Below are 21974 nucleotides of genomic sequence, written 5' to 3' on the forward strand. Positions count from 1 at the left end.
CTTCACCCGTCTGGACCCGATCAAAGCCAAAAACAACGCCATCAAAAAGCTCAACAACCTCGGCTTCAACGTCACCATAACCCCCGCTACCGCAGCCTGACAGCCATCACCTTCGTATTAGGACAATCAGCATGGTTAGGACGGTGACCGTCCAGGCAAGCCCGGCGCGAGGAACACCAGGCCGATCGCCACCAAGGGGCGCATGCCGAAAGTCTAGGACTGTGCAGCTGTGATTCTTGGACGCAACTTCGCAGCGTGGGCACGAAAAAGGTGCGCCCCGTTCGCTGAGCGCACCCTTCTCGAACTCCCCATGCACCGGATCCCCATCCGAATAAACCCATCATAAGCATGCTTAGTAACGTGTTGGCAAGCGCAGGAGCGAAAGCCGCAGCTTGGCATTAGGCTTCCAGCTTCGCGAGGCGTTCGGCGATGCGACTGCCGGCGCGGCGGGACTTCGGAGTGCTATCCAGCCACCTCTTCAAGACGGCGATCTCCTCTGCTCGTTGGCCGAGCTTTCGGTGGACGATGGCCGCCTGTTCCGTGTACCAAGGCGCCGGCTCGCGACCTTCACGGGCGCCTTCGGCAGCCTCGATGGCCTTGTAGCAGAGGACCAGTGCTTCCGCGAGCCTGTCTTCGCGCTTCAGTTGCTTGATCGGCTCCACGAGCTCCAGGTAGTGGACGCCGTCGACCATGCCGCGTCTGAATCGCTGCCCCCGCTCCCCGCCCTCTTCCAGTGCCTCCCGGACCATCTCGGACCTCACGGTGTGGGAGTCGTTGATCCGTTCCGTAGACGTCAACGCCGGCGGGTTCTCCCGGCATGGGCGCACTGCGGGGACGTCGCTGACCTTCGCTTCAGCCCCGCAACTCCGCGCACGTGGGCGCCGCCAAAAGCGATGGCTGGGACGATTGGGCCACTGGCAGGGAACGCTTTGAGAAGGCGGCGCACCCGCTTTAGCGGACGGTTGAGAGGTAGTTTCTGACGCTGGCCCAGAAGCTGGAGAGATGCTCGTCCTTTCCGGTTGTGTAGGCCAGGGCGCTCATCCGCTTCAGGTTCTCCTCGCCGTAGCTCCTGACCGCGGCCCTTGCCATGATGACGGCGCCGTGTCCGGGGTATTCCTCGTGCGGTTTCGGCAAAGGGGGAGGGCCGGCTTTCTGCAGGATCCCATCGGTCAGCTGGGTGGCTCCCGGCGGGCGATGTTGCTTGAGGTGTTCAAACCATTCCTTGATGTCAAGGTAGCCAGCTTCAGTGCGCCGTTCCATTTCGGCGTTGATCTCTGCCATCTTGCGATCGTGTTCGGCACGTTCGGCGGCCTTTCGGCCTCCTCCGAAAAGTCCCACAATGCTCTCCTTCACGCGTTGTGCCGACCCAGCCCGCGGCGTTGGATAACGGTTCACATGGTAGACGCCGGATGCTTTGGCCCGGAAGGCGTTGTGCGCTCTCACTTCCCGGGATGCTGCCAGTCAGGGCTGCTTTCGCATTGATCCCAACACACCCCCAAACGGGCCACCATCCACCCCGGGAACACCATGCCCCAGTTCGGCAGCGGTCCCACGACGCCTCCTACGGTTCGCGCGCCATCCACGAATTTCCCTCAGGTGGATTCAGTCGGCGAGCTGCACTAGCTCTCACCCCAGTGAAAGCGCGTCCCCGACCTGGTCCTGAGCCATGCAGATCTTGACAGCTACCTAAGCTACGGTCATTCTGAGGTGGCTGGGAGTCCATGTGATTGAAGCACGAATAGGAGCCCAAGATGAAAGTCGAATTCGACCACGGTGGAAGAACATTCCTTGTCGAAAAACTTATCCCTGAGTGGGACATTTATGTGATCAATGCAGTAATTGGGGGTAAAATCTCCCTTGAGAAGGATCTGCACTCAGGTGATGAAATTTACGTAAATTGGGATCAAGTGGGGGTGCTGCGCCGAGTGGGCGACTGACGGATAGCTCGGTTTTCCGCTTTTGGCTATTTCGCACTTCATGCCGGAAGGCCTGTTTACCGGTCCGGCGAATCGTTCGAGTGAGCTCAACCAGTCACCTTTGAGCGCATCCCAAGTTGTGGTGCTGAAATAGCGGCCAGGACTTGCCTTGCCCCTCGGATCGTTGCGGCTAAGGGACGCATCTTCTTCCCAAGTGGATTTTGCGTGAAACGCAGCCCCCCAGGCATCTTCAGTGACGGGGGGGTACGGCTCCGCAGGCCGTGCTGAGTCTGGGAGGAAACATGAAAGAACTCATCGGCCTGGCTATTCTGACCGCCATCGTCATCGGCCTCACGGCATTGGCAATATATTACTTCCTTCGGAAGATCGCCGAAAAACAGTTTCTTTCTGGCCCGCTGGACGTCATCAATTGGCTGCTTTCCGGCGACCGGCGGATTCGGTCGGCCAAGGGAATTAACAGGGCCTGTCGGGCCTTGATGCGTCGGGCTTACGTTGCAGCCCCGAACGGACGCGTTGCAATGTCGCAGGCGTTCATCCGAATTCACCCCGAAGACCTCGAAATAATCAGGACGATCTACGGTCAGGAGTTCTACAGACGCGAGCTGGCCAGCTACCACCAGAAGGTTGCTCAGCGCCGCGGTTGGAAGTTTCCGCACGGAAAATCAGTGCTGGACGTCCGGTTCACCGGCGATGCAAACCGCCCGGTGGCAACGCCAGCTCTTGACGCCGCATCTGGTGCGGTGCCTCGCGGTGCTGGGACGCGGGTCTTCGGTGCCAGCCAAGCTAATCCCACCGCCACAACCACGACAGTTACAGGCAATCCGTCTGGCAATACTGAACCCGCTGGGCGTTTCACGGGCCCCCAACGTTACTGCGCACGGTACCCACTCAGTTCTAGCCGCTCGATTGGATTTTTAGGCAGGTTCTGCGCGAGCCGGGAACATACTGCGGGCTTACAAGGCATGCGAGCAACATGTTCCCTACGGTCGTGATTATTTTCCGCAAAACTTCTTCCACAGCAACCATTTTTCCTTCTCACAGATACGAGCCCTATTGCCCTGCAGATCAATTGTGGCCATCGCTTCAATTTCAGCGAGATAGATTGCGGGCTGACCCTGCTCGTGCGGATCCCTGGTCCTGGCGACGACCGGCTCCATGAGCCTAGCAAGAGTCTCTTCCAAGTAGTGGCTGTACGTGGTCGTAGTCAGCACCGGAATCCCGTCAGATTTTAGAATTTCCAAGACTGCTTCAGGCACTGTCTGGTCTGTATTTATCGTAGATACATCCAACACCATGATGTACGTCTCGATCGCCTTCCGGTACTGGGGCGACTTTCTGTACTCAAGCCGAAAAGTATTAAGCGAGTCGGCTAATCTTGATTCCCTTTCCAAAAGCCGTTCCACAGTGGTGTCTATAGGGGCATCATCCAGTCCCACCTCCGCAAGCTTGTCACCCGCATCCAAAATAAATCCCCTGAAAAGAGCATTAGCACCTTGCACTTCGGGGAACAGAACAGCGAGACCGACATTAAAAGATGCAACTGCCAGGGCTTTTGCTATACCGTCGGAGTTCACGCCATCATGGTCACGCAAATAAGCGGGATACCAATGTCTGAATTTGGCATAGGCGCTCTGGCGCGCATTGGTTATGGTTGCTACTACGGTGCCCAGATAGTGGTCCAAGCGGGTATCGGCCAAGTTGGCATTTATTGTAGAATATTCTTTGCCAGCAGTTATTGTGTCGCCCTTAAAATCAATTGTTGTGTCGCCCTTAGAATTTTTCGAGGGTCGTGCTGCTGATGAGACAGCCTTGGCTGCGTCGGCGACTGCCCCGGGGGAGTATCCCAAGGCGCCCCCATCAGCGTATTTAGCCTCCCTCGAACGCTTCGGCTTTGGCTTGACAGCCGGCGCTCCCGCTTCCGAACCCGTGGAAGGCCCTGTAGGCGAACTGGCTCCCTCGATAGCTGAGGAGGTCACCGGCGGTCCGTCGTCGGCGCTGTCCTCCGTGAGTGAATCATCCACGTTGCGTTCGTCCATGTCGCGCCCGTGATTGATTCGTGCGCCGTCGCCGGAGATTCCGGTGGTCTTGTTCTGGCCTGTTGGGGGCACCCCCATCGCCGCTTTGGCTAGATCACCAGCAATTTGGCCCATTGCGACAGCCTTTTCAGCTTCGATCCGGAGATTGTCGCTTGCCAGCTGCCCGGCGGTTCCGGCCGCCGAGAGAGTTCCTTGCATTGCGTTTTGTGATGAAGCTTGCGTGCCAGCGAGTCCGCTCATGTCCCTAAACATTGCAGAATTGGCTACCGTCTGCAGCGCCGCTGATAGCCCTGCCGGATCTGGCAGCGCAACGGGAGCCTGGATGTTGAGCACCGGGTTGCTCAAGGCGCCTGGCGTCAGGTCCTCAGCGGTAGCCCGAGTGCCGGTGCTGATCGGCGAAATTTCGGGGGGCTGCAGGGGGATGGGGGAATCTTGCCAGTTCCAGAAGCGGGTTATGTCGAGCTTCTCGGCGGAATTTGATCTGCCCAGAACGGCCTCAGCAAAGACTCCATTTGTTGGAATTGGAATCAACCGATTGTCTCCTGCGGCGTTCACCCATCGTCCTTGGCTGGTGTAGGTTCCAAGGCCGCGTTGTTCCAGCATTTCGCCCCATTTGATTCCATCGACCCCGGACGGTTCGTCCATGTCAATGGGTGCTCGGAAGACGATGTAGTTTCCGGCCACTGTTACAGGTTTGGGATCTAGTTGATCGATTAGAGGTTTGCCTTTCCATGTGAAGGGGGCGAGCAAGGCTACCATTGTGGCCGCGTCTATATTTCGGAAGATGGATCGGCTGTAGTGCTCTCGGTTGTCCTGGAGGTGGGTGAGGAGCTCTTGCTGCCTGCCCGCCTCATCAGTACTGAATTCCGCTACTTTCTGCATGGTTGTTCCGGCCGTAAGAGCGAGGGGCAGCGGAGAGGTGATTGGTCGGCCATATAGGGAGCAGTGGAATATTAAGATTTTAACGCGAGCATTCAAGGACCCAGCGTCCCGCAGCGCGATGTGCACGGTTTCCAGCTCTCGAAGGGGAACGGGAGGAGTAATCTCCACTCTGCCCAGTTTTTCTGGAACTGTAAGCGTGCTATCTGCAGCTGTTTGCCCAACCCTATCGAGCCGCACAGATGCCACGTCGACACCTTCGAACGAGAGTGCTTCCAGCATGGTGTCATCGGGTAGATGGATGTCATTGGAACCGCGACGGAGTACAGGACGGTCTACCAGACGCGACATCTTCAGGATCGCCGAAGGATCCCAGGTCAGCTCGGGGGTGGCGGCCGCTGCAAGAGCTCCCAAGCTGCCGGTTCCCGCCTCAACATCAGGAGTGGGTTCGCTTTCCGAATTGCCCTTCTGACGTCGAATTGCTTCTAGGCTGCTGTTTGATGTTTGAGGTGCCGTCCCTGGCCGCAGATGGCCACTTGGAACACGCACGTTGGCGGTTGCTCTGATATTTACCGTCGTGGTGTCATCAAGGATCAGTTCGCGTGCCCGTGATGAAAGTGCTCCGGCCAGCAGTGCTTGCCTGAACCGTTCAATAAGCGCTATACCCTCAGACCCGGCGAAGTTCAGGATTTCGTAGGGCACGAACAGACACCTTTGGATGCCATGGAGGGCTGTGGCCACTTGATAAATTTGCACGACTTCGTAGTACTGAATAGTTAAGGCGTGCATGTGGTTGTAGTTGGCAACGATCCGAGTACTCACTGTCTCGTTCTCAGCTTGAGATACTTCGCGTACCGCAGAGGCTCGTCGATTGCGAACACCGGTAGAGTGCTGCTCCGTTCTGTCATTTACCGTTTGAGCCATCTCCGCCAGAACGGATCGACTGCCTATTGACCATGATGCACTTTCCGCGCCGGAAGTGGTTATGGACTCCTGTGATGAACGCGAGCCACCGCCACCACCCCAGACGGCGCCCATCAATCCGGAACTTGAAGCGCTTCCCCTGGCTTCACTCGATGATGTCGCCCAACCACTTGTTGTAGAACCGCCCTGTTGCAGCTCATTCGCTACGGCATTTTGTACTTCGCTGATGGACCGGGAATGTCCCGCTGTGGTGTCGAGAGTCTCACTCTCGCCAACAGTTTCGGAGGCTGTCGCTGATGTGCGGCGGGACCAGTCAATGACTGCGATCCGCGTGGCTTCTCCTGGTGCCAAAGCGAGAGAATGGAGCATGTTGCCCAAAGTCACACCCTGGGCAAACCAGGACTGTGAAAATGTGAGTAAAGCACCGATTGCCGGCTTTTTGAACGAGCCTACAGCGGCATATGTTGGTTGAAGCGAGAGCGGAGCATCCAGCGGGCGCCCGGGCTCCGTTTGGTCGAGATGGAGCAGCGTAAGAGTGTCGTAGTAGACGCGTTCTGTCGGATACTCGCCCATCTGCGGGCGCAAAACTTCCGCCGGGTCGTCTACGGAATTCGAAACTGTACCGGAGGCAAGGCTCACTAGCTCAGCTGCTATGCATCGAGGAGGCCAAAAGGCAAACTCGCCAATGGTTTCCACCTCAAGCGCACGCTTCAAACTGTCCGTGTGCTCGACCGCTATGCCACGAAACGCTTCCAAAGGTAGGTTTCTAAGACTTTCAAGTGATTCGTTAGCGAAGTCGGGTTGGAGCCAGTCCGACGGGATGCCGCCATTCTTAGAAAGCTGACCCCGTTCTTGCTCAGCAATTGCGACACGCTCAGCCAGTGTAAAAACCCAAGAGCAACCGAGGTCGAATATGGATTCAATTCCAATTTTGGCTAGCGCGTCAGTCGCTTCGTCCCCGACACCCAAAAGTGCACTTGTCGGCTGCTGAAGAGTTTCATCGATTGTCAGCTGGGAATAATCGCTGCGAAGGCGACGGGCATAGTCATCAGTCATTAGAAGCCTCCGATTGTTTTGCTTGGATTTTCCACATTGGAACGGTCCGTACACCATTACGGATACACCCAAACGTTAGCTACGACCTCGAATCGCCCGCTCACTTTCACGGGCCATGACTACACTTGCGGGAACGCCTGCGGGCGAGGATCCGTTGCCGCTAATCCCACCCAGTGTTGGTACTCCCGCCCCTTGTGCTCCGACTGCCAAGTCCCGGAGGGCCGTCTTCCACCTGTATGCCAGACCTATCAGCGTTGCGGCAGCATCATTATCGCTAGGTTCCCCATTAAGTAAGACATAGGCTATTGCTTGACTTCCATAGTGGGCGACGCGTTGCGTGACAGTGAAAATTGTCCGATCCATTGGGGGGCGTGATACGCCATTTGAGCTCGATGTTCGAGCGGCAAGTTCCTCCACAAGGGCTGCCCCGTTGTGGTCGACTTCAAGATTGAATGGCCATGAGGCTCCACTGGGTGCGGGGGGAAGCCCTAGACCAGAGGCGAAAGCCCTGTCCTGGAGGACCGTGACAACGTCATTGAAAGACCCATGGATTCGGTTGTAGGCGTTATCAACAACGCTGCCATTGAGAGTCTCTATGTACTGACGAAAGGTCGTAACAGAATCACGAAAGGCCTCGCGCAGTTGTTCTTCACCCGTGTCGGACGTGCGCTGAACATACTCTTTGGCTGCGGTTTGCATTGAATTTGCAACAATGTGAAAGTCGTCATTTAAAATAGCTTGACTTAAACCATCAGATGTACCTAGGATCGGCTGAATCAATGTATTCCGTTGCGTAGAATTTAGCGAATCCTCAGTGTAGCCGGTAGCGTATCGAAACACGGCCAAAATTTCAGCCACAATTTCCGGGACATCTCGGAAGAGGCGAGGATTAGCCTCATAGATTTGAGCGGCGACAGGACCAATTTGGGGCAAAATGTCTAGCGTCCACATTCCATAAAGCCACGCAATTTTGGCATCCCCAGTGTTTGGCCGAGATGAACCGTCGGGCTCGTTGTCAGCGCCAGGTTGTTCATGTTCAGATGCTGAGTCAGTCATGGTGTCCTCCCGTGTACGAGAGCGGGGTGAAGGGCCCGGAGGTCTGGCGCGGATCTATAGGCGCAGTACGGGATTTGCGCTTATCTACACCAGAAGAGTGGCTCCTAAGCGACAAGGGTACGACTGAACGCCATGACTGAATAGAGGCAACTTTATGAATCTTGCTGGCACCACTAAGTCATTGGCTAGGTCACGGCAGTGTCGTATCAGATTAGTCAGAATCCATGCCGGGTTGTCTTGCGCCTCCGAGAGCGGGACGACATCCGCCGGCTTCTCTTTTTTCCGAAGCTGGCGCTCCCGGCAAAATGTTGACCACCCGGGTTTAGCCAGGATTCCAACCATTACTGACGGGAATCACTCTCCAGTAACGCTGGAGTAACGGAGCCAGTTTTAGGGTGCTGTCTGACGGATTGGCTGGAGGCTTTGGACGGATACCTTTGGGAGGCATTGGGATGGGCTTCTTCTCCCGACCCAAGAAAAATGGGGTCGATAACGTTGTTCGCAAAAATGGTGCGACCGCCAGCTCAGAAAGACCGATAGGCGCATCCCTTCCACCTGGCCGTGCCTCGGCCGGGCCCAGAGGTGAGGCAACGGCTGTAGCCTCACCCAGTACACCCGGTCAATCACCCTTCGGTGCTGGCAATGATGACCGGGAGAACGCGGAACGCCTTTACCGCGCTGCTATAGAGGCCAAGAGGCGGGGAGAGGCAGTGAAAGCCCAGCGATACTTCGCGAGAATCCTTAATGCCTATCCCGACTTTGAAACTGACAAGAGCCAAAGGTCATGGACGCTTGCAGTCTCGCTGGAGGCTTTGGCGGAGATGGCGGAGCGGGATCCCTCCGTGGCAGTCCTTCGCTATCGTCAGGCAGGGTTAGTCTACGAACGAATATCGGCTGTCTATGCCGCAAAGGGTGACAGTAGCAGGGCTCGCGAGGCACGCAACGCCTCACAAAAGGCCTACAAATCCGCGGAAGAAGCCGAAACAAAAAGACGCAATGCAGCGGACCGGCAAGACTCCTTTATCCTGCGCATAGATGGAGCTTACCGTTATCCGAAGCCGCGGGCGTGAAGCCCGGTGACTGATAACACCCTTTGCCTGGTCTGCGGCAACATGATGGCCGGCCCCGGAGCGCATCCCGCTTGTGATGAACTGAGAAACGGCGGGGACTCACAGGGGCATCCCGGGCTACTTCACGAACAGTTTCAAGAAAACCAATTGGCAATCCGTGTCGAAGACATAGTCGCCGCTCACAGCGATGCCACCAACAACGAAGCAGACTTGGACATCGACCCTCAGCGCGACATGACCAATGACCTCGCAATTGGCGGCACGCTGGAGCGAATGAATGCAGAACTAGATGAACCGACTTTCCCAGAGAGCTTCGATGGCATTGGCGCGGAGGAGCGGGCTGGCGACCTTCAGCAGGACATGAATGTGGAGTCGATACCTCTCCCGGAAGGTGCCGGCCGCTTGACCGAATCGAGTGAACGCCAAGACCGTCCGGTCCTCAAGCATGACAACGCCGCAACAGCCCTGGATTTATCAATATCTGAAGCGGGCACGTATCCTCCAGTAATTTCCAACGAACGAATCACCGACGCCGAGGAGCTTCACAGACGTGATGATGAACTGCGGGATCCTCGACCCGAACGGTCGAAGGAACCCCTGTGCCCGGTTTGCCTGTCCCCGAGCAACGGATCCTACCACAAGGCCTGCGCTCCCATAGAACTTGAAGATCAATCTGGCGGTGACAGTCGGGGAAGTGATTCGATCGGCCCCAAGCTGAACGCCGAGAGTACCAAGCAGGAGTGGGATGCCTTTACGAAGACCTTGCCGCTTGAGGATCACCACCTCGCGTCGGACAAGGCAACCAAGACTGAACGCAGTGAGGTCGCCCTAAAGATCGCGGAGTTCTACGGTTTAAATTTGAGTGAAGCATGGAACCTGGCCGAACAACTGCCCCACAGAGGCAGACATTCAGACAACTACCATGCCTATGTTCTGGGCACCATGGAAGCGATCATGGAGGAAACAAGTGACCCCGAGGAATTCAAGCGGTTGTTCAAGGAACGGGTAACTGATCCTGTTAGGGAGAGCCCTGAAGTACTTCGGAAAGATTGGTGGTTTCGCCGCCCTCGACGGCCGAAGGCCCGATAGACCTCGTAGTCCTCGTAGTCCTTTTCGCCCAATCGGAGGGCAGCATGTTTGGCAAACGCAAGAAAACAGGACCTGACGCCAATTCAAAGGGCGGCTGGCCAGTCAACCCAAATGTTCGCTCCGTGGTTGGTCCCTCCCCCCCTCCAGACCCATACCGACCCTTCCGCCTGGAGGGGATGATGGCTTTCCATCCGGTATATCTAGGCTGGGGAATCAGTTACAACCTGGCAAACAGCGAACTTTTCCTTGCCACGCCCTACACGACCTTGTCGGGACCTTTCAATAAGTACCAGCTGGCTGACCTACCTCATAGCGAGTGGACGCAGTTGAAGGATATTCAAGGGCGGATGACCCCGGTCGAAGTCTTCGTGGATCATACCGGCGTCAGCGTGAAGTGGCTTCCATAGACGATACAAGGCCGGAGGAACCGCTACGCCATCACAGCTCATGACATATCGTTCGGGCCACGGCCCCTAAAGATGCAACGGAGCCATTGCTTGTGCCGTATCCGGCGCCAGACAGGCCAACCCACTGGCCGCAGGCTGAAGCTGCGAGACCAGCGAGCGTGCGAAGCGCTCGGCTCTGGAGCAATCGAGACGGAGGGACGACAGCCGAGGGAACGGAACTTAAGGGTAGTCAATTCGACAGTGCCTTGCTTAGCTTGGGCAGATATTGACCTGTCTTTCCTCAAGTCAACGAGACGACGTGAACTACTAGGACCCACAAACCAATGAATCAATCGGGCTTTCAAGCACTGAAGCTCCTCACGGAAGCAGGCCGTCTATGGAACGTGTGGCGCTCTCTCGACGACAGTTCAAAACAAGCGCTTAAGGTAGAAGGCGTTGAGTTAAAGGAGGCTGTGTATGACGCCCGGCGTGCATCCTTGGCTGCCATCGAACGAACACGAACTTCCCTGAAACAGAAGGGGCTAAGTAAACGCCGTGCGAGAGCCCTAGACCAATCACCATCGAGTCTTCGTTTTCAGAACATCTTGGAGGCTCTCCGGCAAAAGCCAAATAAGCTTTGGTCAGCGGAAGAAGTATGCGAAGCAGTGGTCGGAAACCCCAAGAATCTGCAGGTGTCTCTGAGTCTCCTGAATCTCGGGATCCACGGCATAGTGGTCCGAGAAGGTAAAGAATACAAGTACAAGACACAAGAAGACTGGTTCGCGGCCTTCCCGCACGCCTTGGACGACAGGCTGCACGAAGCGTTTCTCCAAGAGTACGTGGAAGCATGCATGTCAGGTGGGTTCGCCACCATCCCCGCGAAAGGACTTCCATCCCAAAAATCTTTGGGTCTCGAAGACGAGCTTTTAGAGGCGGTCGTTGGTGCTGCCCTAGAACAAGGCTTTCGGGAAGGCGTTTTGTTCTTCTATGACCTTCAAGGCTTCAGTGGGCAAAAAATACTAGTGGGGCTGCCGCCGGAGTCGCTTGAAGGGTTCGAGTCGACAATTGGAGAGACCGAGAAGGATGCACCATCGGTGGTTGAGGCGGCCTCTCGGTTGGCTAGGGCTAGTCAGGAATTACTTTCGCATCTCCGGGAGTTGCAGGGCTCTAAGGGCCCGGGCTACGGCAAAACCATGACGGAGACGTGGAGTAAGCCGCAAGGGGACCTGGATTGGTCAGCAGGCAGCAATTCATGGCAGGCTCTAGACCCGTCCGACTTGGAGCGACCTTCTGGGTCCGATCCCAGCCCCGAACCATGGAAGCCGTAAAAACCGAGGCCAGGTCCTTGCGTAGGCCTGTCCGGCCGCCATGCTCCCATTCGAATGACACGTCCCACGGTCCCAGAAGAAGCAGATACTCAGATACGCCGTCTTTTGCCGCTCTTGGGGACGAACTTGGAGTCTGTCATCGCGTCGCAGACAAGGTGGCGCTGCGCTCCCCTGCTCCTACGGGGCGGAACAGCGCTGCCGGCACACGAATTCGTTGACTTCGAGTTCCTTGGCTGACGGAGTGGGCTCGGTTAAGAATGCCCGTGACTGGTTTCTCGTACCCACTTCGTAGCCCTGGTCGCAGCTGCCGATCCGAGTCCTAGCGCGACAGCAATGCGAGCAGACCTTTTGACGCCCTCATTTCTATTTCTATTGAGGTTCTTCCGATCCAGGTAGGACACCGGACCAAGTCGAACCACCCATGTTGGGAAGCACCGCATTTTTCATCGCGGAATCTCCGGTGACACTGCCGGATTCGTAATAGGACTTAAGATCAGGGACATTGGGGTTGAATGGCGTGTACAGGCCCGGTGCTAGAGCAACGACTCGACCGTTGACGAGTTGCCCTTTTAGGGAGCTCCTCACTCGCCAGTCGAGGGAGGCAACATTTACTATCAGCGGGTAGCCGGAGTAGGCGGCACTGACTTCGTCCGCTTTAGATTGTGAAGGTGCTGGAGCAGCTTGAGTTCCTGACCCACTGTCGTAGGGTCCGCAAAGGGTCAGGAGTTCTGTTGCTGCGGCTTTCCAGGCAGGCAAGTTCAAATCGGGGGACGTCTGCATCCCGTCTGGCCAGATAGTGCCGTCAGTATCCAAGAGTACGTCGCCTTCTCACTAACGAAGGATTTCAAGAACAGCTTGAATCGAGAATCTGGGCTCGATCGCTCATCGAACTGGAGCAACGTCCTACCCCGGAAATGTGGACTTGTCCGTTAGGTGGCGGCGTTCTGTTTCCGCTCTGTGTCGCTAGTTGCCGATGACGAGGATGCTTGCTGCTGCTTCGACGACGTCGTCGGTGATGGTTTCGAGCTGGTTGATCTTGAGGACGCGGGTGATCTGGGGGAATAGCCGTTCGAGGAGACGGAAGTTGCCTCGAGTGATGCGTTCTACTGCGGCGATTGCCTGGGCGTCGGTGAAGTCGTCCGGGTCGAGGGCCCGGCCGAGGCGTTTCCAGTGTCGGTCCAGAACGAAAAGGAGTTCGTCTCTGCCGAGGGCGCGGTATCGGTGGGAGAAGCCAAGACGGCTGTATAGCTGGGGGTAGTGACGGAACCGTTGGTCGATGCCGGGCATGCCGATGAGGATCATCGGCATGTGGGTTCGGTCGTGTTTGTCACGGAGGAGTTCGAGGGCTGTCGCGTTGAGGCGTTCGGCTTCGTCGATGATGAGCAGCTCCACGAGTGTGGTGACTCTGTTCATTGAGCGTGGTGCGGTATCGAGTTTGTGCAGGTGTTCGTCAATGCACGAGCCGATTCTCACCTGGTATCGGTGTATGTCCTCCATAAGTGTTTTGGGACGGCAGAGAACGTCCGGGGTGTAGAGAACGGTGCGGGACCGGTTCGCGAGTGCATAGTGCTTCTCGTCCTGGTCGCCGCGAGGTCCCCACTCGGTGATGTAGGGCTCAAGGTCATCCCAGTTTGCGTAGCGGCGCGCGGAGAGTGTTTTGCCCACCCCGGCGTCCCCGTGGCAGATCCCTATTGTTCGTTCTTTTCGGACTGCGTTGGCGAACTCGGTGAAGCGCCGGTGTTCCTTGGTGACGATGAAGGTGGGGTTCATCATTTAGTCCTCTTCGTAGGTGCGCAGCCGGCGCCGGCGCCGTACTGGTTCAGTGATGTGCGGTTCGTCGCGGCTGGTGACTGTTGGAATGCGGTCGTTGATGGTGCGGCGCAGTTCTCTTCGACGCGCTCTGCGTGCGGCCTCGATGTCACGCAGGCTCAGACGAAGGTTGGGGTGGTCTTCATCGACCGCGACGCAAACGAAGGTGCCGTGGTCGTAGATGCGGATTTCGGAGATGTCCCGGGGGTCGTAGCGGATGGTGACGGTTTGCCCCACGAAGGGCGCCAGCGTGGGTGAGAGGTAGCGCTGGCCTTGGAAGTGGATGCCGTCGCGTTGCACGGTTCGGTTCTTTGGAACTGTCAGGAGGAGTCCGTCGAGGTCCTCCAGGCTTTCGGGCATCCGGGGAAGCCAGCCGTCGGCGACCCAAGCATCCCGTGGTGAGATACCTATCTCGCTGTGGGGCCGGTCGTTGTAGGCGGCGACGAAGCTTCCGATGGCGCGATCCAGTCCGGGGAGATCGAGTGTGGGCTGTGGTTTTTTGTTCCCGGGCCCAAGGTGTCCGGGGAGGGTGGGAAGAACTTCGGTGTTGATGGTCCCGAAGAACCGCTCGATTTTTCCCCGGCCTTGGGGCCGGGCGATGGTCGAGTGGATGATGCGGATGTGCAGCTCGATGGCAGTGTGTTCGAGGTGGTGGCTGGTGAAGTCGGAGCCGTGGTCCACGTGCAGGATGTCGGGCAGTCCGCACATTGCCCAGCTGGGATCACTTTTGCGCCAGATGGCCTGCCGGAGGGCGAGGGCTGTGTTGAGCGCTGAGGGCGCATCGGTGAAGACGGTGTAGCCGCAGAGCGCCCGGGAGTAATCGTCCATCACTGTCGTCAGCCAGGGCCGGTCGGGTTTGCCGATGGCGCCGTTGATGAGGATGTCGAGTTGGGTGTGGTCCGCTTGCCAGATTTGGTTTGGGCGGTCGGCGCGGCGGCGAAGAACGAGTTCATGCCGGTCCCGGTAGGATTCGGGACCTTCGAGAGCCAGGGTCACCAGGGCGGGGTCCAGTGCCTGGACGATCTTGCGGACGACGGAGTAACTCGGCGCCTGGGCGCCTCGTCTGCCCGCTTCGGCCGCCGTAAGTCGGTGCAACGTTGCAATACTCGGGCGCGGTCTGGTGAGTGCGAGTCCCTCGATAAACCTGACCATTCCTGGGTCGGTGCGCCGTATGCCGGCATCGGCGCGTGGATGCAGGTCAAGAGCACTCGCGCCACCAGTTCGGTAGAGCCGGAGCCAGCGTTGAAGGGTGCGGGTGCTGATTCCGGTTTCGCGGGTGAGGGCGGCAAGCGGGATCTGGTCCTCGACGTAGAGTCGAAGGACCTTCCAGCGCTCATCGCCGTTCAGAATTACCTACGTTCTGGTGCTCTCGCGGGCGGCGAGGGCTTGCTGGTGGCGGTAGAGCGTTGCGCGGCTCCATCCAACGAGACGGGCGGCGTCTTCCGCGGTGCGTCCCTTCGTCCGGGCGTCCTGCGCGATCGCCAGCTTGTCCGCAATGACAACCGGATCCGTCAGCGGGCGGCCAAAGCGCGTTCCGTTCTGTCTGGCGGCGGCGACGCCGGCATTGACCCGCTCGACGATCAGCTCGCGCTCATATTCGGCCAAGGTCGCGAGCATGTTCAGCATCAACCGGCCTGTCGAGGTCGCCGGGTCGATACCGTCTGAGATGGATCGGACCTGGACGCCGCGTTCGCGCAGGAGGTTCACGGTGTTCAGCACGTCGATTAATGACCGGCCCAGCCGATCGACCCGCCACACAACGACGGTGTCGCCCTCCTCGGCGTACTCGAGGAGCCTCTTCATCCCGGGCCGTTCGATCGCCGTCTTACTTCCTGAGGTTACGTCGGCGAAGACGTCGCGCTTTTGCACGCCGACGGAGAGCAGAGCGTCGAGCTGCAGCTGGGCATCCTGGTTCGAAGTACTCACCCGCGTGTAGCCCAATTGCCTCATGAGGCCATTCTGACTCAAAAAGCCCATCACGGACCTGCACTGAGACGATTTACGGCGAGACGTGTTTCCGGGACATCAGTCAGCCCGGTTTTCTCAGTCCGCCGCTGGCTCCTTCCGACGCCCCGAACAGTGTCTCGAAAAGCTTTTATTTTTCAAGACACCGTTCCTTCTCTGCCGGTTCTTACCATGAGGCAGTCCCAGGCATAGGCTGGGCGTATGGGAAGCGGCGGTGAGGATGATTTTGGGCGGCTGTACGATCTGGTCGCCGAAATGGAAGACATCAGGGACCTCCTCGGCGGGATCACGGCCATAGCGGCAGCCGCGGTAACGAGGTCCGTTGGAAGCCAGGTCGAGTGCGCCGTCACGCTGCACCGTAGAAAACGCCCCGCCACAATTGCCGGTAGTGATGATGAAGCGATGCTTCTGGACGGGCAGGAACAAGAGCTCGGCGATGGGCCGTGCACCGAGGCGCTGCAAACCGGGGAACCAGAGGTTCTGGAAGGCTCTTCGGAGACGAGATGGCCTGCCTTCCGACGGGAGCTGGCCGCCACTAGCTTCAACAGCGTTCTTGGTGTTCCACTTGATCTGGGTACCGATGCCTCGGCGGCGTTGAACTTTTTCTCAACCGACACAGGAGTCTTCACGGAGGAGGTTGCCAAGGATGTCCAGCAGTTCACGCAGGTAGCCGCGCAGGCGTTGAGGCTGGGTTTGAGGATCGCAGGAGCGGAATTGAAGGCCGAAGACCTCGCCGCAGCAATGAACTATCGAACTGCCATCGATATGGCCCGGGGCATTATCATGGCCCAGAACCGCTGTAGTGGAGATGAAGCGTTCACCATCCTGCGTGATGCATCAAGTGCACGCAACGAAAAACTTCACGACGTTGCCCGCGCCGTCGTTTCGGGGCTAGCAGGCAGCGATGCCGTCACCTACTTTGAGCCCTGACGATCACCGGCTTCCACTTTGGTCTCAGCCGGAGGTCCCCGCACTGATGGCGGACACGTGAGCGCCCCGCTGCTGTTTGGGGATTCATCGGGGCGTTTGGCCCTTCGAGTCCATTTGCCGAGCCCTACGCGCAGATCGTCGTAAAGTCCTCCACTCCCGGTCCGTGATCGACGCTGCCGTGAGGTCGACCCCATGGCGTCCATCGATAACCCGTGACAGCCTCGGCCAGCCGTGGAGCGGATTAGCTGAAAGGACATGCAATGGGGGTGTCTTTCGTCCTCGGCTACGTCGCCGGGTCCGCAAGCCAGGGGCCGCAGCATTACAAACGTGCGTTCCACTGCTGCGCCCTCGCCGGCAACAGACCTACTGGAACGGGGACTTAGTAATCCAGTGCGATCTCGAAGTCACCCGGTGCCTTACCGGTCACTGCAGCTGCGGCGGCACGCACTGCGTCAGGTATGTCATCAAACCGTTTGGCCTTGACCTTCAGTTCCGGGATTTCCACTGCCCGCAGCAGGAAATACCCGTCGGCTGCACTGGAGATGTAAACGTTCAGCAGCAAGTCTTCCAAATCCCTTCCGCGGCTCCATGACAAGGCTATAACGAGGCAGGAGACACCATGTAGGCGCCATTTTCCTTAAGTCTCAAAAGGGCAGCGGGAGCAGCGGTCCCTCTCATAGTGCTGATGATCACATCGAACCGGCCAGGTTTGACAGGCCCACGCGCGAACCCACCGGGCGTCTCAAAACTCCGTTGCCGTTCAAGGAAGTATCAGCAAGACACACCTTGTCCTGTGATGGACGATTGCGGTTCCTTGACGGAGGGCTGAATTCGGTGAGCTCGTGGACTGACAACCGGCCCCGAGTGGATTGCATGGACAGTGACACCGGCCGGCCGCGTTGAGGAAATCATCGGACAAGAAGGAAGTGCCCGACTTCTTATTGGATGCGCCAGGTCATCCGGTCTCTGGTGTCAGCGCTGGTCGAAAAGTGAGCCATTTCCGGAACGGCACATAGCGGTGCCTCGTCCTGTTTAAGGCCGACACTTCCTGCAGGTGGCCCGAGACGGGGGCATATGGGGTTTGCAGTAGCCTCGGTCCATGGACATAAAGATTCAAGACGGTGCGACATACACCCTCATCAAGCGAGCGAACATGCCAGCCGGGCAACAGGCGTACCGCTGGGTGGGCGACAACGGCCAGGAAATTGAGTTGACCGAAGAAGAAACTGCCGAACTCCTGTAGGTTTCCTCAAAGCGGTACCCTCACCAACAACCGAAGCAACGACGTGACCCGGAAGAGGCACCACAGGTGAGGATTGGCTACTGCACGAGCCTGTCGGGAAACGTAGGGTCCCCGTAGGTCTGCTCCCTCATCCAAACGAGGCTCCTCGATGGCAGGGGACACGACCAGAGCCGATATGTGTTCATGGCGGCCGGCCGCCGAATGCCTGGTGACTGCGGTAACTGTCCGCGATCACCTGCCGATTGGCCTGACCATGGATCTTCGTCCCCGGAGTGAGCACCGGGCGGCGCTGGTTCCAGTTGTCGGTGGTGATTGGCCTCCAGTGCCTACTCCTTCCAGACTCCCAGACCAGTTTTTTAGTGAAGGAGCTGGGGAAGACGGAGGGATGAGTTCACAATTGCCTGTTGCAGACGAGCCGCCGCAGCCTGGAGAAGACGTCGCTGGTTAAGGAGTCATTACCGCAGCATTCGGTATGACGCGCGATTCGTAGATGGGGCGCGTGGGGCACGACGTCGATTTGAACGCCGTTCTTCAAGGATCCCGGTTCCCTGCGGATTATGGACCACGAAAAACGGCGCCGACCTTGCATGCCCTGAAGAAGGCATCGGGCCTTGGGTGGACTGTCTCTACGGCGGGCCGCTGTAGGGGTGCGGGCGGAGGGCCCTTGCCATCTGCGGAATACTGAATGACCGGCAATGGAGGAGCTGCGGGTAGGTATCGCGGCCCTGCAAAACAGGTACCGCCTACTCGCGTGCGAACCATCGTGAGGGCCATAGGGTGATGAATGGAGCCGGCGACGTGAGGTATGCGCCTGAGACCACGGATACCTCCCCCCAGCCGTTGCCGGCTCCACACACTCGCGTCATTATCGGCAGGTACCCGCCCTGGCGCCCGGCTCAAAATCAACACAATAAATTGTGATCCTGGTCAAACGCGCTTCCGCCCCGTCGCCTGGCTTCCTAGAGTGCTCTTATTGCAGCTGAACACCTACGTCAGGGGAGACGTATGAGCACAACTATTCCGCTTGCGGCACAGGAGCCACGCCCCGTCGCCCGGCCAGTGGCCACTGCAGTCCCAGCTCCACCCAGGAACTCCTTGGTAAGACCCCGGGCAATACAAACCCCGCCCTCCAGGGGCCGAGAGCATGAGGTGCAGCGGTTGATTCGCGACCTCGCCGCCCTTGCAGCTAACCGTCGTTCGTCTGTTTCGTAGGACAGATCCGCAACCTTTACTGACCCCATTAGCGCCGGGTCCTCTGGCTGTCCTGAATGCGCGGTGATGTCGCTGCGGCCTATTTCTCTGGTGCTGCCCGTCATAGGGTAAGGGCATGCATCGCACCCAGGAGGAAACCATGCGCACGGCGTCACATCTGACTGAAACTGAGCACGTCCATCGTCTGTCCGAAAACCTCATGACCCAATTGGCCAAGGGCAGGGAGTGGGCCACCCCTGGAGTGCAGGCTGCTGTGCAAAAAGCGGTGGCCGGGTTGGATACCGGTATAGAGACCGCTTCACCGCGGCTCCAAACGCTGTTGCGCCGGCTGGCTGACGAGCTTGCCGGTGGTGTGGAGACGCTCACTCCCCATGTCCAGGAACGCATACGCAGGATAGGCCCGACTGCGGCTGTCGAGGTCACGGCTCCCGTTTCGGCGACACACAGGGCGTCCCGGACGCTGTGGTGGATCGGCGGGCTGCTGCTGGTTGTTGCTGCCGGTGTGGGTGTATGGCGCTCCCTGAAGAGCTCCGAGGAGGCGCCGGAGCCCTCGCTGACTGCGCAATCCGGAGACGCGAACTCCGAGGCCGCTGCAGACCTGGCAGCGGGCCGGATCTAGGAGCACGCACTGGAGACACATCAGGAAGGCATTGCCACCGGAAAGTGGCAACAGCCGGTGATGACCGATGCCCAGCTTCTGAGGATTCTCGGAGACCCCAGGGGGCCAGAGATGGTGACAGCCACCATGTCGGACGAGGATCTGGCAGGGCTCTTAGACGCCCTGTACCGGAACCTGGATACTTTGACGCCGGAACCGTCCGCCATCTTTTGGTACGAAACAGGAGTCGAGGAGAGCCGCCGCAGAGACCGTTGAAGGGTGGGACGCGGCAGGCAAAAGGCCCGGGCAGAGTGCCCGGGCCCTTGTGCAGGTCTTTTTTAGCGGCGGGTGTCGCCGATTCCGTCGGTGTCGATGTTCTCCTTGCGGACTTTCTCGTTGACGGTGACGTTTTCGGTCACGGTGTCCTTGTCCAGCCGGACCCGTTCCACCGGGACGGTCTCCTTCTCCACCACGGGCCGTTCTTCGTGAAGGATGACCTCGTGCTCTTCCTCGCTGATGTCGGGACCGCTGGTAGCGGCGCCGCGGTTTGCATCAGTGATGGGTTCGCGTTCGATCCTGACTTCTTCACGCTGCACCGGTACTGTCTTTGTGACGTTCTCAGTGGTGACGTATTTGCGAAGCCGTGCCCGGCCGGCGGCCTGCTTTTCGGTCCCGACGTGGAGCTGCTCTTCGGAGCGGGTCATCGCATCATCGGTGGTGGGGCCGGAGGTGTCGTGTCCGACCGTGCCGGTCCGTTCGCCCGTGTCGGCTGTGCCGGTGCCTGTATAGGAGGCGCCCCCGCCGAGGTTGTAGTGGGCGTACAGCCGGTCTTCTTCAGCCGGTTCGAGGTGCCCGTCTTCAGCGACCCGGGGAGCGTCCTTAACCTGGTCCTTGCTGTAGGGCACAACGATGTCGTCGCCCTCTGTACGCGCACCCTCAAGCGGGACGAACGATTCGGACGAGCCGAACAGCCCCGTTTTTACGGTAACGAACGTGGGCTGACCCGTCTCATCGTCCGCATAAACCTGGCCGATGGAACCGATCTTGTCCCCATCCGTACCAAGTACGTTTCCGCTGGCGTTGAGCAGGGTGTCAATATTTTCCTTGGCGAACATACCGTCTCCTTGGATTGGTGTTGAGGCCTTTTGGCTTTCCCCAGATCAATACTAAGCACACTTACTATTAGCCTGGCAAGGGGTGGGGGAGTGCTCGCCAAGGGTGCCTCACGTACGTTGTGGTGGAGCGATGCACTGCCGGCCATGGTCGATGCCGGCCCGACCTGGCGCTTCCCGAAGACATCGGGGGAGAGCCAAGTCCCTCGCCAAAGTATGGTGCGGGCAAGCCCTGGGGTTTGCCCCGGGCAGGTCACCGGGTGATCCGCAAAAGCCGAACATGACTCGTTAAAAAGGGCCCCGGCCTAGACAGGCGTTGTCAGGCCGGGGGCTTACTTAGGGGCTACCTCAAGAGGTGACTACTGCCGCGGGTGGTGCTTCTCCCCACTATTTGACCGGCACCCTGTCGTTACTTCTTGTTGTTGACGATGCGGACGGGACCCGCATCGGTCCTGCAGATTGTTTCCTTCTTGCCTGAAGCATCGACTGCCTCGCCAAGTACCGCGATGGCGCCGATGTCGGCAACATCGCAGAGCGTCGCAACAACTGATGCAGCGACGTTTACATCGACTGCGTCTTCTACCGTGACATCGCCAACCGTGACGTTCACCAGGCCATCATTGATCGTGGTGTTGTTCTTAGCCTGCGATGGGGCTGCTACGGCCCCGAGCAGGAAGAGCGAACCGGCGGCTACTGCTGTTGCTTTCTTCAAAACTGACATTGTTGTGCTCCCTCTTTTTGGCCCGAACCGGGCCTCTATTGGTTGCTACTTCAAACCCCAATTGAAGTGATGAAAGCCAAAGAAATCAGCTGATTCTGGTTGAATTTCCCAGCCCTCACATAGTCGACGTTACTTAGTAAGTAACCTTATGGTCAAGGGGGTTGCCGCAAAAGTTGCTGTTGATTCGTTATATCGAAGGGTTGTTGCGGCGATCGTATGCCAGTCCTCTTCGACCGTCCGTCGGCCCGGCGCTGGGGCTTTGCACCTACGTGGGAACTGCTCCTGCACGTGGGTGTTCTAGTGCGGTGTTTGGCGCTATGGCTCAAGCCTGTGCTGGGATCTCGCTCAGCTGTCGAACTGCGTCACGGCACTGCCAGATCACCCGCGTACTGAAGGTCAACCAACTCGAAACCATCACCGTCGACGTCGTAGAAGCAGCAGCCAGCATCCTCGTCATCGGCAACTAGCGACACCGAGCGAACACGAAAAGCCGCCACCTAACGCCAACATTCACACCCGGAAAATTGGGACGACGACGAAAATGCTCGGGAACCCCGGCGCGCTGGGAGCCCCCTCAGCTGTCATATGGGGGTGGGACCCAAGTACGCCTGAAACCTTCCCAC

At 58.3% G+C, this 21974-nt stretch carries 19 protein-coding genes and 2 pseudogenes; 10 read left to right on the forward strand and 11 right to left on the reverse strand.

Annotated features, from left to right (window positions below; genetic code table 11):
* The 3 genes and pseudogenes from NFU08_RS21060 to NFU08_RS18945 all read right to left on the reverse strand — a co-directional run.
* A pseudogene (locus NFU08_RS21060) lies at positions 1-84 on the reverse strand (hypothetical protein); the annotation flags it as partial.
* 314 nt (positions 85-398) lie between these two features.
* Positions 399-797, reverse strand: coding sequence for a hypothetical protein (locus NFU08_RS18940; protein ID WP_251425409.1), 399 nt, complete (start codon positions 795-797; stop codon positions 399-401).
* Positions 798-951: 154 nt separating this feature from the next.
* Positions 952-1281 (reverse strand): hypothetical protein, encoded by a 330-nt coding sequence (locus NFU08_RS18945; RefSeq protein ID WP_251425412.1) that lies wholly within the window; start codon positions 1279-1281, stop codon positions 952-954.
* Positions 1282-1751: 470 nt separating this feature from the next.
* Between NFU08_RS18945 and NFU08_RS18950 the strand changes: the two genes are divergently transcribed.
* Complete coding sequence (locus NFU08_RS18950) at positions 1752-1937, forward strand: hypothetical protein (protein WP_251425415.1); 186 nt, start codon at positions 1752-1754, stop codon at positions 1935-1937.
* A gap of 281 nt (positions 1938-2218) precedes the next feature.
* Positions 2219-2929 (forward strand): hypothetical protein, encoded by a 711-nt coding sequence (locus NFU08_RS18955; RefSeq protein WP_251425418.1) that lies wholly within the window; start codon positions 2219-2221, stop codon positions 2927-2929.
* Here NFU08_RS18955 and NFU08_RS18960 read toward each other — a convergent pair whose 3' ends face one another.
* Together NFU08_RS18960 and NFU08_RS18965 are read right to left on the reverse strand one after the other, a co-directional pair.
* Positions 2930-6832 carry a hypothetical protein gene (locus tag NFU08_RS18960; protein WP_251425421.1) on the reverse strand — a complete coding sequence of 1301 codons (3903 nt, stop codon included), beginning with the start codon at positions 6830-6832 and terminating at the stop codon, positions 2930-2932. It lies immediately after the preceding gene.
* Positions 6833-6907: 75 nt separating this feature from the next.
* Positions 6908-7888, reverse strand: a complete 981-nt coding sequence (locus tag NFU08_RS18965; protein ID WP_251425424.1) for a hypothetical protein — start codon at positions 7886-7888, stop codon at positions 6908-6910.
* A gap of 710 nt (positions 7889-8598) precedes the next feature.
* Between NFU08_RS18965 and NFU08_RS18970 the strand changes: the two genes are divergently transcribed.
* The 4 genes from NFU08_RS18970 (at position 8599) to NFU08_RS18985 (ending at position 11761) form a co-directional block, all read left to right on the forward strand.
* Complete coding sequence (locus NFU08_RS18970; protein WP_251425426.1) at positions 8599-8958, forward strand: hypothetical protein; 360 nt, start codon at positions 8599-8601, stop codon at positions 8956-8958.
* Between the two features lie 6 nt (positions 8959-8964).
* Entirely contained in the window at positions 8965-10047 is a 1083-nt protein-coding gene (locus tag NFU08_RS18975) for an AHH domain-containing protein (protein ID WP_251425429.1), read from the forward strand.
* Between the two features lie 44 nt (positions 10048-10091).
* A complete protein-coding gene (locus NFU08_RS18980; protein ID WP_251425432.1) occupies positions 10092-10454 on the forward strand; it encodes a hypothetical protein in 363 nt (120 codons plus the stop codon).
* A gap of 323 nt (positions 10455-10777) precedes the next feature.
* Positions 10778-11761 carry a hypothetical protein gene (locus NFU08_RS18985; protein WP_251425435.1) on the forward strand — a complete coding sequence of 328 codons (984 nt, stop codon included), beginning with the start codon at positions 10778-10780 and terminating at the stop codon, positions 11759-11761.
* A gap of 963 nt (positions 11762-12724) precedes the next feature.
* Here NFU08_RS18985 and NFU08_RS18990 read toward each other — a convergent pair.
* Genes NFU08_RS18990 through NFU08_RS19000 form a run of 3 tightly spaced genes read right to left on the reverse strand, consistent with a single transcriptional unit; the run spans position 12725 to position 15520 of the window.
* The gene (locus NFU08_RS18990) at positions 12725-13531 is read right to left on the reverse strand and encodes an AAA family ATPase (RefSeq protein WP_251425528.1); all 807 of its coding nucleotides are present in this window, start codon (positions 13529-13531) and stop codon (positions 12725-12727) included.
* A gap of 3 nt (positions 13532-13534) precedes the next feature.
* Positions 13535-14917: a Mu transposase C-terminal domain-containing protein gene (locus NFU08_RS18995; protein ID WP_251425531.1), complete on the reverse strand. Its 1383-nt coding sequence runs from the start codon at positions 14915-14917 to the stop codon at positions 13535-13537.
* Positions 14918-14923: 6 nt separating this feature from the next.
* Positions 14924-15520 carry a recombinase family protein gene (locus NFU08_RS19000; RefSeq protein ID WP_251425438.1) on the reverse strand — a complete coding sequence of 199 codons (597 nt, stop codon included), beginning with the start codon at positions 15518-15520 and terminating at the stop codon, positions 14924-14926.
* Positions 15521-15736: 216 nt separating this feature from the next.
* Here NFU08_RS19000 and NFU08_RS19005 point away from each other — a divergent pair, with 216 nt between their 5' ends.
* On the forward strand, positions 15737-16465 hold the full coding sequence (locus NFU08_RS19005) for a GAF and ANTAR domain-containing protein (RefSeq protein WP_251425441.1): 729 nt from the start codon (positions 15737-15739) through the stop codon (positions 16463-16465).
* 379 nt (positions 16466-16844) lie between these two features.
* On the opposite strand, the gene NFU08_RS19010 is transcribed toward NFU08_RS19005, so the two are convergent.
* Positions 16845-17027: a hypothetical protein gene (locus NFU08_RS19010; RefSeq protein WP_251425445.1), complete on the reverse strand. Its 183-nt coding sequence runs from the start codon at positions 17025-17027 to the stop codon at positions 16845-16847.
* A 537-nt stretch (positions 17028-17564) separates the two neighbouring features.
* Here NFU08_RS19010 and NFU08_RS19015 point away from each other — a divergent pair.
* Both NFU08_RS19015 and NFU08_RS19020 read left to right on the forward strand, forming a co-directional pair.
* Positions 17565-17708, forward strand: a complete 144-nt coding sequence (locus NFU08_RS19015; protein WP_251425448.1) for a hypothetical protein — start codon at positions 17565-17567, stop codon at positions 17706-17708.
* Between the two features lie 1327 nt (positions 17709-19035).
* On the forward strand, positions 19036-19539 hold the full coding sequence (locus NFU08_RS19020) for a hypothetical protein (RefSeq protein ID WP_251425451.1): 504 nt from the start codon (positions 19036-19038) through the stop codon (positions 19537-19539).
* A gap of 317 nt (positions 19540-19856) precedes the next feature.
* On the opposite strand, the gene NFU08_RS19025 is transcribed toward NFU08_RS19020, so the two are convergent.
* On the reverse strand, positions 19857-20633 hold the full coding sequence (locus NFU08_RS19025; protein ID WP_251425454.1) for a DUF2382 domain-containing protein: 777 nt from the start codon (positions 20631-20633) through the stop codon (positions 19857-19859).
* A gap of 406 nt (positions 20634-21039) precedes the next feature.
* Positions 21040-21351 (reverse strand): hypothetical protein, encoded by a 312-nt coding sequence (locus NFU08_RS19030; RefSeq protein WP_251425457.1) that lies wholly within the window; start codon positions 21349-21351, stop codon positions 21040-21042.
* A 374-nt stretch (positions 21352-21725) separates the two neighbouring features.
* Here NFU08_RS19030 and NFU08_RS19035 point away from each other — a divergent pair.
* Positions 21726-21818 (forward strand): annotated as a pseudogene (locus NFU08_RS19035) (ATP-binding protein); the annotation flags it as partial.
* Positions 21819-21974 lie beyond the last annotated feature (156 nt).

It is taken from the genome of Pseudarthrobacter sp. NCCP-2145 (assembly GCF_023708005.1).
GTDB lineage: Bacteria > Actinomycetota > Actinomycetes > Actinomycetales > Micrococcaceae > Arthrobacter > Arthrobacter oxydans.